We start from the raw sequence: 13,020 nt of genomic DNA on the forward strand, positions 1-13,020 counted from the left end.
TGGGAGACCCGCAACATGATTCTGCATAGCTCTGCCACGATTGAACGCTACACGTCTGACGGATTGTGGGGCGACCGAACGCTGCTCGATGTCGTCGCGGCACACGTGGCCCATGTCCCTGAACGGGTGGCCATCGTCGACACCCCCGACCGCGAGGCGCTGATCGGCACGCCCGCCACCTCGGTGAGCTGGCGCGAGTTCGGCCACGCCGTCGATGCAATTGCCACCGGGTTGGTCCGCCGGGGGGTTAAAAAAGACGATGTTGTGGTCGCGCAGCTGCCCAACGTCTGGGAGTTGATTGCGCTGTACTTTGCTGTTTCCCGTGCCGGCGGCGTGCTGTCGCCCGTGGCGATGCAGTGGCGCGAAACCGAGTTGCGCAACGTTTTTGATGCCAGTCGGGCACGACTGTACATCGGCGTGAAGGATTTCAAGGGCTTCAATCACATCGCCATGGCTGACAAGCTGGGCTGCGATGCATTGGCGCTCGAAGACATCACTGCCATGTCCGCGCAGGCGCCGGACAAGGCGTTGCTGGACGCGATCAGTATCGGCCCCAACGATATCTTCAGCCTGTGCTGGTCCTCGGGCACCGAATCGTATGCCAAGGGCTGCCCGATGTCGCATAACAACTGGCTCTACCAGATGCGGCTGCTGCCCAACACGGCGGGCATCCAGGAGGGCGACCGTGTGCTGGCACCGGCACCGATGGTCAACATGACTGGCGCTGTGGCCTGGCTGAGCTGGCTGGCGGCGCGCGGCACGCTGTTGTTGCACCATCCGCTCAATGTGGAACTGTTTCTCAAGCAGATACTCACGGAGCGCGTTCAGTTCACGATTCTGGTGCCAGCGATTCTGAACATGATTCTGAAGCTGCCCAACGTCGACCAGCTTGACCTCTCGTCGATCCGCTCGATCGCCACCGGCTCGGCACCGCCGTCGCGCTGGAGCATGGAAGAGTTCAAACGGCGCTGGAACATCGAAATCTGCAACCTGTGGGGGCAGACCGAGGGCACTGGCCTGGTCGGCGGACCGGTTGACGTGCCGGACTTCGCCATGCGCTCGGACCATTTCCCCTGGTGGGGCAAGCCAGGGCTCGAATGGCCGTCCAATATGGAAGGCGTGCAGGCCAAGCTGCTCGACGAGCAAGACCGGGAGTGCACGCAGCCGGGCCAGGTAGGCGAATTGGTCTACCGCGGGCCGAACGTATTTGCCGGCTACTACCGACGGCCCGACCTTGCGCCGAATTCGTTCACTCCGGACGGCTTCTTTCGTACCGGCGATTTCTTCATCGTGCGTGACGAGCGCCACATTGGCTTTTTTGACCGCAAGAAAGACATCATCATCCGCGGCGGCTTCAATATCAGCGCTGCCGAGGTGGAGAATCTGGTGCTGACCCACCCTGGCGTGCAAGAGGTGGCGGCGGTGGCTGTGCCCGACGACATCATGGGAGAGAAGACCTGCATCATGGTCGTGCCCAAGGACAAGGCGCGGCCACCGACGCTGGAAGACATCGTCGCGCACCTGAAGCAGATCGGCGTGGCGACCTACAAGCTGCCTGAGCGCATGGAGCTGATCGACGTGATTCCGCGCAATCCGGTGGGCAAAATCCTCAAGGCGCAATTGCGCCAGCATTTGCGCGTCCCCGCAGCCTCAGATCGTCCCCATTCTGAATCACCATGACAAGTTTCAAACCATCGTCTTCCTCGTCATCGAGACAGACGCTTCGCGGCCAGACCGCGATCATCGGCGCCGGTCTTTCGGCGGTCGGGCGCGTGCCGGGCAAGAGCGCACTCGCGCTGGCGGCTGATGCGGCGGGCAAGGCGCTGGCCGACGCCGGCATCGGCAAGCACGAGGTGGACGGCGTGCTGTCAAGCGCTGCCTTCGCCTCGCCGTTCCATCGTTTCAGCGTCGCCTTCAGCGAGTACCTCGGCATCCAGCCCACATTCTCCAACACGCTGCAGGTCTCGGGCGCCACGGCGGCGACGATGTTCAATATCGCCGCCGCCGCGATTGCCGGCGGCCTGGCCGAAACCGTGCTGGTGGTCGGTGGAGACAGCCTGCTGACCGGCCTGTCGCCCGACCTCGCCTTGCGCTCGATGACCGAAAGCCGGGACCAGCAATACGAGATGCCATTCGGCATTCCCGTGGCCAACACCTTCGCCATGACCGCGCACCGGCACATGAAGGAATTCGGCACCACCTCCGAGCAGCTGGCCAAGGTGGCGGTGATCCACCGTGAACACGCACGCCGCACGCCGGGGGCGCAGATGACCGACCCACTCACCGTTGACGACGTGCTCAATTCCGGCATGGTGACAACCCCCTATCACAAGCTGGACTGCTCGCTGATCTCGGACGGCGGTGCGGCTTTCATCGTCACTTCGGCCGAGCGTGCCAAGGCCTTGGGCATTGCCAAGCCGGTCTACATCCTGGGTGGCGGCGAATGCTACACGCACGAGCACATCTTCTTGATGCCCTCGCTCACTGCCACCGGCGCGGTGCAGTCGAGTGCCAAAGCCTATGCCATGGCCGGCTGCGGACCCAAGGACATTGACGTGGCCGGGGTCTATGACTGCTTCACCGGCACGGTGATCATGATGCTGGAGGACCTTGGGTTCTGTGCCAAGGGCGAGGGCGGGCCTTTTGTCGATGATGGTCAGATGACCTACGGCGGTGCCATTCCATGCAACACGCACGGCGGCCTGCTGTCGTTCGCGCACTCGGGCATGCCGGGCTCCCTGTTCCACTTTTACGAGGTCATCAACCAGTTGCGCGGACGCTGCGGCGAACGCCAGGTGGCGGGTGCCGAACTCGGACTGGTACACAGCCTGGGGGCAGGCTTCGCAACCAACGCGACGACTATTTTGGGAACGGAGGCGACGCTGTGATCAATCCCCAAGACGCCCACATCAAGCCGCTGCCCATGCCGGATGCGGATTCGCAAACTTTTTGGAAGGGCATCAACGAGGGCAAATTGCTGTTGCAACACTGCCAGGCGTGCGGCCACGTGCAGTACTACCAGCAGGCCATCTGCCGCGCGTGCGGCAGCGAGCGCCTGGAGCACCGTGCCGCAAGCGGCCGCGGCAAAGTGCACTCCTTTAGCGTCGTTCACCGGGCGCCCGGGCCGGCCTTCAAGCAGGATACGCCCTATGCCGTGATCCTGGTCGAACTCGAAGAAGGACCGCGGATGATCAGCTCCTTTGCCGGCGCCGACCCATCGCTTGTGGGTTTCGACATGGCAGTCGAGTTGGTCTGCGAGCCCGCCGGGGGCGGCATGGCACTGCCGCGATTCCGGGCGGTCTGATCGCAAGAATACTGCAGGGTCATCATTTTCGCGCCGCCATGAAATAACCCATCCCAAAATGACATCTTGCGTTTCCCCTCTCGCCGCTCCGGCGTCGTCGTTGTCTCAGACGGCGAGTGAGTGGGTGCCGCCAGGCGATACATCGGCCACGGTGACGCGGCGCGCACTTCTGCCTTTGTCCATGAGCGATCGAATCGTCGCTGTCTTTGCGCCAGCCGGTTATGGCAAGACGACGCTGGCGGGAGGATGGTTTCGCGCTTGCAAAGACGACGCCGACCCCCTGTGGGTCGGGCTCGACGCTTCCTGGCGCGATCCCGTTTTCTTCGTGCACTCCTTGCTGAAGGCCGTCGGAGGTCCGTCGGAGCCCCTCGCGATGACCGCTCCCGACGCGGCGGCAGCGGTCGAGAGCGGCCTGATGGAGTTGTTGCAGGCTCTTGGCGAACGCCCCCGGCCCGTGGTGCTGTTCTTCGACGATGTGCATGCGCTGCGCGGCAGCAAGAGTGCTTTCATCCTGAGCCGTCTGCTGGTCGCTGCGCCTGACCATGTGCGCTTCGTGGTTTGCGGCCGGGACGGGATGGAACTCGATCTGACCACCATGACCTCGCGCGGGCTGGTGCGCTGGGTGACGGAGCGCGATCTGAGGTTCGACGCGCAGGACGTTCGAGAGTTGGCGCGCCGTTGCGGCTTGTCGGCGCAGGACGACGAGATAGACAGCATCCTCGGCATCACCGAGGGTTGGCCGACACTGGTTCGGCTTGCGATAGCCAGTCGTGGCGGTTTGCAGGAGTCCGCCGAAAGCAGCAACATGCTGATGGACAGCTTTGTCTATGAAAGCTTCTTTCTGGGCATGGCGCCGGCCCGCCAGCAGGCGCTGTTCGTGATGGCCGCTGTTGGCGACTTCACAATGGCGCTGCTGGCCGCGCTCGATGCGCCCGAGGGTGCGGAGGCGATCGCCGAGGGGGAACGGCTGGGCATCGTGCAGCGTCGAGGACTCGTGGCAGGTGAACCGTTCTACGCTTTGCATGCACTGGTGGCTGAGCGGGCGCTGACGCGATTGATTGACGCGGCGGGCTCTGGCGCGTCAGCGTTGCGTTCGCGTTGTGCCCAATGGTGGCATACCCGTGGCGAGGGTTACCGGGCCATCCGCACAGCACTGGAGGGGAACGACGCGATGCTTGCATCGTCCTATCTGACCGGTTGTGCACGTCAGCTGGTGAAAGGCGAGGGCCGGCACGAAACGTTCATGGACATGCTCACGCAAGTGGAGTCACGCAGCGCCGAGCTGGATAGCGAATTGATGTTGTATGCGGCGTGGGCGCTCATATTTCTGCGCCGTTATGCCGAAGCGGCGTCGTGGCTGGCGCGAATCGAGCGCGCCTGCGGCAAGACGTGCTCGGCCGTCGCACTCACGACCCTGGGCACAACGGTTCTCCAGCGGGGTGTGCTCGCAGCCCTGCGTGATGACGCGGCGGATGCCGAAGTTTTTGTGCGCCAGTGGCTGGCTGGACCGCCGCCGGACTCGGACCCCTTCGACCACGGTGCCGCGCAGACGGTTCTGGCCTATGCGCACAAATGCAATGGACGCTTTGCCGAAGCCGCCCAGTCCTTGCGCGAGGCGCAAGTTAAATTCGATGCCATTCCTTCGCCTTACGGGCTGATGTGGGTGCGAGTGGTATCGGCCGCCTCACTGCTCAAGGCAGGGCGGCATAGGGATGCCCTGGCAGACGCTTCCTCGGCGCTGACCGAAGCACCAGCTTTTGTGCCTGGGGCCACCGGACTGGTGGCCATGCTGCGCGCGATCCGCGCCTTGCTGCTCTATGAACGCAACGATTGCGCGGGCGCGATGGTGGAAGCAGAAGCGGCCTTGCCGCTGCTGCCGCACCAGGGCATCGTGGATGCGATGGTTGCGGGTTATGTGGCGGCGTCACGTCTGCAAGCGGCGCGGGGCGACATCTCGGGTGCACTCGACGTGGCAGCCGAGGGTGAGCGGGTCGGGCTGGCGCGCGGCTTCGCGCGTCTGCGGTTGACGATGGTGGCCGAACGCGCCCTCCTGCTCGTGCGGGCCGGAGATGCCGAGGCTGCACGGCGCATGGCGGTCGAACACGGCCTGCTACCGCAAGCGCCGCACACCAGCCTTCACCGCGACAAAGCTGAGCGACTCTGGGCACGGCTCGATCTCGCACAGGGCCGGCCAGAACTTGCCTTGCAATGGGTCGATTCCGGCATTGGGCGGGCATGGCGCAGTCACCAGCAGCACAAGCTGGCCGAATTGCTGATGCTGCGATCACTGGCGCTCGACCGGACGGGGAACGTGGACGAGGCCCACAGTGCGTTGATGGAAAGCCTGCGCATTGCTGCCTCGAACGGCTACGTGCGTCTGTACCTTGACGAGGGTGCCGAATTAGAGAGCCTCCTGCGCCGAGTGGTCGACAAGCCGCAGAGCCCAACCCCCGCGCTTTTGTACGCGCGCACGCTGCTGTCTGCCACGGGTTCCGCTATTGCGCGCCAGGCTGCGGTACACACCGACCAGGAGCGGCCGACCGAGCGCGAACTGCAAATCCTGCGCCTGTTGGCTGATGGCCTGTCCAACAGCGAAGTGGCGGGGCGGCTTATGTTGACCGAGGGCACAGTCAAGTGGCACCTGCACAACCTGTACGCGAAACTGGGTGTCAAAAACCGCACCGCCGCTTTGCGGGAAGCCCGTAGCCGGGCCTGGCTGCTCGTTTGACGAGAGTCTCACGGGTTTGAGAAAAGTGCCTTGATAGCCGATATTGCTGGACAGGACTTGTGTGGAAATCCTTTTCAGTTTCAGGAGTTGTTAAATGTCCCGATTGACCCTGCGCCAGAGATTTCGCTTTGGTTTGATAGCCGTACTCGTGGTGTCTGTGCTGGTGATGCTGGGCGGACGCTACCTTAGCAAGGCCGCGCGGTTTCACCACCTTGAGCGGGACCACCTTGAGGCCGTCATGCAGATGACCCACGCAATGCAAAGGGTTACCTCCGGTGGATCGGCGCCTGCGCTCGACAAGGACGTTCTGCTCAATTTGATTGGGCGTGGGCAGTGGATTGCCGCGCAGATTGATGTCGAGTTGTTCAAGATCGAGCAGGGGCTGTTCCGCCTGGTCGGTTTCGGTGACATCATCAACTTGCCGCACCAAGACATCGACGATCTGGAGCGCATGCGAAAGATCATCGAGGCCGAACCCGGCCTCTCCGTGAGCCCGGCGCTGGTCGAGCGGTTGCAACCCGAAATGGTGATCGTACAGCGCAACTCCGACCTTTTCGCCCCGCTGGTAGCTGAGGCGGTAAGCTTTGTTCAGACGGTTGTGTTCACCATCAACTTGCTGGGGGGCTTGGTGCTGCTGGCCATCTTCTGGGGTCTGCGCAAGGCGGTTCTCGGGCCGCTGGAGGATGCGGTGGGTGTGGCGAGCCGCATTGCCCAAGGAGATCTTTCGGGGGGCATCGTGGCGCGTTCGAATGATGAGGTCGGCCGCTTGATGATCAGCCTTGAGCAGATGCAGACCAGCCTGGTCAAGACAGTGTCCAGCGTGCGCCAGGGCGCCGAAGGCGTTTCCACTGCCAGCGCCGAGATTGCATCGGGCAACCACGATCTATCGGCCCGCACCGAAAGCCAGGCCAGTGCACTGGAAGAAACCGCGGCCTCCATGGAAGAGCTCAGTGCCACCGTCAAGCAGAATGCAGACGGCGCCCGCCAGGCGAACCAGTTGGCCATGAGTGCCTCCAGCGTTGCCACGGAGGGGGGTGAGGTCGTGGCCCAGGTGGTGGAAACTATGAAAGGCATCAGCGACGGCTCCACGAAGATGGCTGACATCATCAACGTGATTGAGGGTATTGCCTTCCAGACCAATATCCTGGCTTTGAACGCGGCAGTGGAAGCCGCGCGCGCCGGTGAGCAGGGCCGTGGTTTTGCCGTGGTGGCCAGCGAGGTGCGCAGTCTGGCCGGACGCAGTGCCGAAGCCGCCAAGGAAATCAAATCCCTGATCAATGCCAGTGTGGAGCGTGTGGAACAGGGTGCGGTGCTGGTGGACCAGGCAGGTGCCACCATGACCAAGGTAGTCAGCGCCATCAAGCGGGTCACCGACCTCATGGGTGAAATCAGTGCGGCCAGCAACGAGCAGGCCGCAGGCGTTGCGCAGGTGGGCGAGGCCGTGATGCAAATGGACCAGGCGACGCAGCAAAATGCGGCGCTGGTGGAGGAGATGGCCGCAGCGGCTTCCAGCCTCAAATCGCAGGCGCAGGAGCTGGTGCAAACGGTTGCGGTCTTCAAGCTGACGTCTGGGGGCTTGCTTGCCTGAAACCGGTCGGCATGGGGTGCGACAAAAGACTTTTATACGACGAAACGGAGCCTGTGCGTGAGCGCCCTACCGACAAAGCGTATGTGCGCAAGCCCGGCGCTGGTCGCCCACCCAAGCCAGCGCGGCTGGTGTTCGAGGCCATCGTGTATGTGCTGAGAACGGGTTGTCAATGGAAAGCGTTGCCCCAGGAGCGATTTGGCAGTGCCAGCGCAGTCCGCAAGCGATTTCTTGAATGGGAGAGAGCGGGCGCCTTCGAGGCCATCTGGAAAGCCGGGCTGACTGAGTACGACCAGGTGCAAGGTATCGCGTGGCGTTGGCAGAGCATTGACGCAGCCATGTTCAAGGCACCCCTGGCGCAAGAAGCGCTCGGCCGCAATCCGACCGATCGGGGAAAAAAGGAAGTTGCGGGTGAGGCAGCCGATCAGGCAAGGTATCGGGCCAACTCGGCCGGACGCAACCGTATTATCGTGGCAGACGATTTGACCGATATTTCTGAACGTTGCCACCGATGCAGGACCAACAAAAGATTGAGCGAAGGCTTGGGCTGGACGCAGATGAAGCCAGTATTCAATGACTTGTCCACGGTCGCAACAGCACGACCTCCCACAAGGCCAATACGCATAGTCCTCACCCCAGGCCAGCACGACCAATTCAAAGCGGCAAGATCAGACGAAGTCCCAGTGTCCAAGTTCTTCCGGGTGCCGGTTCATAGAACTGAGACAAAGCCTGGTTGACAATGACCGACCCCACGTAACGCGCATCGGTGAGGTTGTCGATCCGGCCATAGACCGTCAGACTGCCAGCACCCACTGCCCAGGCGTGACTTGCTTTCAAATTCAAGGTAGCGTAACCATCGGCAGACGCCGTATTGGTATCGTTTGCATACAGTCGGCCGGCTTGCGTGAACTCGATGCCGACCTGACTGCCTGGCTTGGGTAACCTCTTTGCACCGTCCAGGGACTGGCTCGACCACAGCAACTCGGAGAAAATGAAATGCTTTGGGATGCCGGGGATACGATTACCGGAAGCTATGCCGGACGTGCCACTGGTAAAGGCCTGTGAGAAGGTCGCGTCAATCTGGGTTGCGGCCAACGTCGCTTGCCAATTGGCTGCTAGCTGGGTGCTGCCCGTAAGTTCCCATCCTGTTCGCCGTGTTCCCGGTGCATTTTTGAAAGAGGTGTTACCACCGCTACTTCTGGCGACCACGATTTCATCATCCGAGTTGATCTGGAACAGGGTGAAATCAAGACGTAACCGAGAACTTGGTGCCCACTTGATCCCCAGTTCGTAATGCTGACTGCTTGACGCGTTGATGGCGGTATTGAATGCAGGTGTTCCCCCGCCACTGTAGGCGACTTCAGCCAGCGTGGGACCCTCGAACCCCTTGCCGTAATTGGCGTACAGATTCAGGTCATCGGACGCATGGTAGGTCAACCCCAGCACCGGGCTGGCAGCCTGGTAGCTGACCGAACCAGATCCGTTGCCATCGCTGAGGTAATTGTCAGCGCTGCTCAAACGGACCGTGCTGTGTCGCAGGCCTGCCACCATCGATACTTTGTCCGAGACCAGGGCGCTCGCTTGGATGAAAACATCATTGTTTTCGGCACGATTGTCTTCGTTGCGTGTGGTGGACGCTTTTTCGCCCAGTGCCGCAACGCCGCCCTGACGCTTCTCTTGGGAGCGATCAAACTCATACCCCGCGACCCACCGCACCGGTATGCCGCCTAGTTTGGACTGGGCGTTGTACTGCAGGCCGGCGCCATAGTAGTGTCGATTCAGCCCCACCCATGCTCCGGTTGCACCCAGTGTCTGGTACTGAAGATTGTCCCGGGTGCCGTAATAGAGACGCGCAGTCACGGCCCGCTCTGTATCAATGGTGTGCACCAGCGAGCTGCCGAGCTGGTTTTGCAGCACCGTTTTGCGGGTTCGTCGGCTGACCGCATTATTCCCCGCCTGCGCCGGGTTTGCGGCTAACTGAGCGGCGGTGAGGCCCAAAGGATCCTGGGCAAGGGGCATGTCAAACTGGTTGAAAACCACATTCACATGCGTCTTTTCGCTGGCATTGAAACTCAACTTTCCGTTGAACTGCTTGCGCTCGGTCTTGCTGTTGTCGCGGTAGCCCTGGGTGTCAAACGTGCTGTAGTCGACCACAAGGCCGTAGTCGCCAGCACGTCCCGCGTATTGCCAGTCGGAGCGCTGCATGCCGAAGGACCCCAGGTAATACTGTGCCCCCACTTCCGCTTGCTCGGGGGCATCCCGGGTAAACGCCTGGATCACACCGCCCGCTGAATTGCCATACATTTGCGCCAGCGGTCCGCGCAACACTTCAATACGCTCGGTGGAGGTCAAGCTGATCGACGATCCCTGGCCCTGGCCATCCGGCGTGGTGGCCGGAATGCCATCGACCAGCAAACGGATGCCCCGGATGCCGAAGGTCGAGCGTGCGCCAAAACCACGGATGGACAGCTGCAGATCCTGCGCATAGTTCTGCCGGTTCAGGATCGTCAAACCTGGGACCCGGTTGAGCGATTCTGATAGATTGACCTGAGGCCCGGCGTTTTGAATCGTGTCGCGATCAATTGACTGAATGGCGGCCGGCGCATCAAAACTGCGTTGTTGAGCCCGTGAGGCGGTCACCACGACGTCCGCCAGCGTCTGCGCATCGACACATGGATAAAACAGTGAGGTCACGGCCAGGGTCAAGGCTGTTTTGGCGGACAAAGTCCTCCTACTTTTCTCACCTGCTGGACGCATGTATTATTCCTTGACAAATTGTTTGGCAGAAGTCGGGGTGGCGGAATTGAAAACGGCAATACGCTGGAACAAACAATGGGTGATGACGCGTCAGTCCTGTCATAAGAATCCCTCCTGTCAGTGGCATGAGGGGCGGCACAGCATGGACTGGGATGTCAATACCTTTGACCACACATTGCGTGCCCGCAGTTTGCTACACACGACGCGAGGCCAAAGGTGAGCCATTAAAACCGCATGGATACACCGATGGTCACTGCGGATGGAGACGGATTCAAATCAACCTGTGCGGGTGCGCCTCCAAATGCGGGAACCGTTCCGGTCGCTTTGGTCTTCCAGTACAACTTACGGTAGTCGAGGAACACGCCCCACGTCTTGTCGATGGGGATGTCGACGCCCACCTGAAGCACACTACCAAACCCGCTGTCCACTTTCAGGTTCTTCAGTGCACCGTCTTTCGTATCCGTTATACCGACATAGCCAATTCCAGCACCGACGTAAGGCTTGACAGACCCCAGGTCAAAGCTGTAAGTCGCTGTAACCACCAAAGGCGCATAAGTGATCTTTCCCAACTCGCCAACAGGCGCCAGCGTCCCGCGACCTTCGGCACGAGTCTTCAGCAGCGGAAAACCCACCAGCCCTCGCAAGGCCACCGATGGCGTGAGCCAGTACCCAAACTCGGCGGTGAGGGCCGAGGCGTCGCTCAGGTTTAAACCAGATCCGGGCACTGCCCCCCCCCCAACAGCAATATCTGCATCCGACTGGTGTTGAACCGATGTGGCACCCATGCGTACAAACCATGGCGATTCCTGTGCAGCAGCACCGCCTGTGATTGCGCACAATACAGTCAAGCTGGCCAATCGCCGAATATTCGATTTTTTCATTTTGTCTCCATTGCGTTGATGTGGGCCCGGCAAATCGCCGGGCTTGCTTTTTGCGGCGTGGTTTTCATGGGCCGCAAACCTTTTAGACCCCCGGCAACCGATGGTCTTTGAACTGCTCGCGCAGCTTGTTCTTCAGCATCTTGCCGGTCGCGCCGATCGGAATGGCGTCCACGAACACCACATCGTCAGGCACCCACCAGGAGGCGACCTTGCCTTTGTAGTGCTCGATCAATTCTTCGCGCGTGACTTCCGTACCCGGCTTGCGCACCACCACCAGCAAGGGCCGTTCATCCCACTTCGGGTGAGGAATAGCAATGGCCGCAGCCATCGCCACCGCCGGGTGCGCCATGGCGACGTTTTCCAGGTCGATCGAGCCGATCCACTCACCGCCGGACTTGATCACGTCCTTGCTGCGATCGGTGATTTGCATGTAGCCGTCGGCGTCTATCGTGGCCACGTCGCCGGTGGGGAACCACTGCGCGCCCGTCTCATCGCTGACCAGCGGTTGGGCGCCATCAGGGCCGAAGTAGCTTTGGACCACCCAGGGGCCGCGCACCAGCAGATCGCCCTGCGACTTGCCATCCCACGCGACGTCAGCGCCCTGCGGATCGACGATGCGCATGTCCACGCCGAACACCGCCTTGCCTTGTTTCTCGAGCCGCGCATGCTGCACATCCAGCGGGTCGGCCAGGTGTTTCTGGCGCAGCCGGCACACCGTGCCCAGCGGCGACATCTCCGTCATCCCCCACGCGTGGATGACCTCGATGCCATAGCCGTCTTCAAAAGACCGCATCATGCTCGGTGGCACCGCCGAGCCGCCGATAATGGTGCGCTGCAGGGGGGCGAGACTGAGCGAATTTTGCTCGACGTACTGGAGCATGCCCAGCCAGATGGTGGGCACTCCGGCCGCAAAGGACACCTGCTCGGTGGCAATCAGCTCGTGCAGCGACTTGCCGTCCAGCGCCGGCCCCGGTAGCACCAGTTTCGCGCCGACCATCGCGCAGCTGTAGGGCAGTCCCCAGGCGTTGACGTGGAACATCGGTACGACCGGCAACACGCAGTCGCGTGACGAGATGCCGATCGCGTCTGGCATGACCGATGCGTAAGTGTGCAGCATCGTCGAGCGGTGGCTGTAGAGCACGCCCTTGGGGTTGCCCGTGGTGCCGGACGTGTAGCACAGCGACGAGGCGGTATTTTCGTCGAAGGTGGGCCATACGAAGTCAGGCTTTTGCGCCGCGATGAGGTCTTCGTAGCACAGCAGATTGGGCAGCTTGCTCGCAGGCATCTTGTCTTTGTCGATCATTGCGACGAAGTGGCGCACCGTCTTGCAGCGCCCCGCCACGGCTTCAACCAGGGGCAGGAAGGTCAGGTCAAAGAACAACACCTGATCCTCGGCATGGTCGAGGATGTACAGCAATTGGTCCGGGTGCAGGCGCGGGTTGAGGGTATGCAGCACCGCACCACTGCCGGATACGGCGAAGTACAGTTCCAGGTGCCGGTAGCCGTTCCAGGCCAGCGTGGCGACGCGCTGCCCCGCTTGTACGCCGAGCCCGCCGAGCGCGTGGGCCATCTGGCGCGCGCGGTCGTGCAATTGTGAATACGTGGTGCGGTGGATGTCACCTTCGATCCGGCGCGAAACGATGGGCACATCGCCACTATGGCGTGCCGCATGGGTGATGAGTGAGGAAATGAGCAGGGGGCCGCTCATCATTTGTCCGTTCATGAAATCTCCAGAAGTGTCGTTGTTAAAGCTGGCCTGGCCGGT

General features: G+C 61.6%; 8 protein-coding genes and 1 pseudogene. 6 read left to right on the forward strand and 3 right to left on the reverse strand.

Annotation, left to right across the window (positions count from 1 at the left end; all coding sequences use genetic code 11):
- Positions 1-126 precede the first annotated feature (126 nt).
- The 6 genes and pseudogenes from AC1Q5S_RS00875 to AC1Q5S_RS00900 all read left to right on the forward strand — a co-directional run.
- Positions 127-1,680, forward strand: a complete 1,554-nt coding sequence (locus tag AC1Q5S_RS00875) for a class I adenylate-forming enzyme family protein (protein WP_492238228.1) — start codon at positions 127-129, stop codon at positions 1,678-1,680.
- Positions 1,677-2,888 carry a thiolase C-terminal domain-containing protein gene (locus tag AC1Q5S_RS00880; RefSeq protein WP_060984642.1) on the forward strand — a complete coding sequence of 404 codons (1,212 nt, stop codon included), beginning with the start codon at positions 1,677-1,679 and terminating at the stop codon, positions 2,886-2,888. Before AC1Q5S_RS00875 ends, AC1Q5S_RS00880 begins: the two co-directional genes overlap by 4 nt.
- Positions 2,885-3,304, forward strand: coding sequence for a Zn-ribbon domain-containing OB-fold protein (locus AC1Q5S_RS00885; protein ID WP_082753185.1), 420 nt, complete (start codon positions 2,885-2,887; stop codon positions 3,302-3,304). The genes AC1Q5S_RS00880 and AC1Q5S_RS00885 overlap by 4 nt, the downstream gene beginning before the upstream one ends.
- A 181-nt stretch (positions 3,305-3,485) precedes the next feature.
- The gene (locus AC1Q5S_RS00890) at positions 3,486-6,032 is read left to right on the forward strand and encodes a LuxR C-terminal-related transcriptional regulator (RefSeq protein WP_066786146.1); all 2,547 of its coding nucleotides are present in this window, start codon (positions 3,486-3,488) and stop codon (positions 6,030-6,032) included.
- A gap of 94 nt (positions 6,033-6,126) precedes the next feature.
- Positions 6,127-7,620, forward strand: a complete 1,494-nt coding sequence (locus AC1Q5S_RS00895) for a methyl-accepting chemotaxis protein (protein WP_082753186.1) — start codon at positions 6,127-6,129, stop codon at positions 7,618-7,620.
- 71 nt (positions 7,621-7,691) lie between these two features.
- Positions 7,692-8,018: pseudogene (locus AC1Q5S_RS00900) on the forward strand (transposase); the annotation flags it as partial.
- A gap of 253 nt (positions 8,019-8,271) precedes the next feature.
- Here AC1Q5S_RS00900 and AC1Q5S_RS00905 read toward each other — a convergent pair.
- The 3 genes from AC1Q5S_RS00905 to AC1Q5S_RS00915 all read right to left on the reverse strand — a co-directional run bounded on the left by AC1Q5S_RS00905 (position 8,272) and on the right by AC1Q5S_RS00915 (position 12,978).
- Complete coding sequence (locus AC1Q5S_RS00905) at positions 8,272-10,323, reverse strand: TonB-dependent receptor family protein (RefSeq protein WP_066786152.1); 2,052 nt, start codon at positions 10,321-10,323, stop codon at positions 8,272-8,274.
- Between the two features lie 275 nt (positions 10,324-10,598).
- On the reverse strand, positions 10,599-11,255 hold the full coding sequence (locus AC1Q5S_RS00910; RefSeq protein ID WP_082753187.1) for an OmpW/AlkL family protein: 657 nt from the start codon (positions 11,253-11,255) through the stop codon (positions 10,599-10,601).
- An 82-nt stretch (positions 11,256-11,337) separates the two neighbouring features.
- Positions 11,338-12,978, reverse strand: a complete 1,641-nt coding sequence (locus AC1Q5S_RS00915; RefSeq protein WP_060984646.1) for a 3-(methylthio)propionyl-CoA ligase — start codon at positions 12,976-12,978, stop codon at positions 11,338-11,340.
- Positions 12,979-13,020 lie beyond the last annotated feature (42 nt).

Source organism: Acidovorax sp. GW835-FHT14B10 (assembly GCF_058793725.1).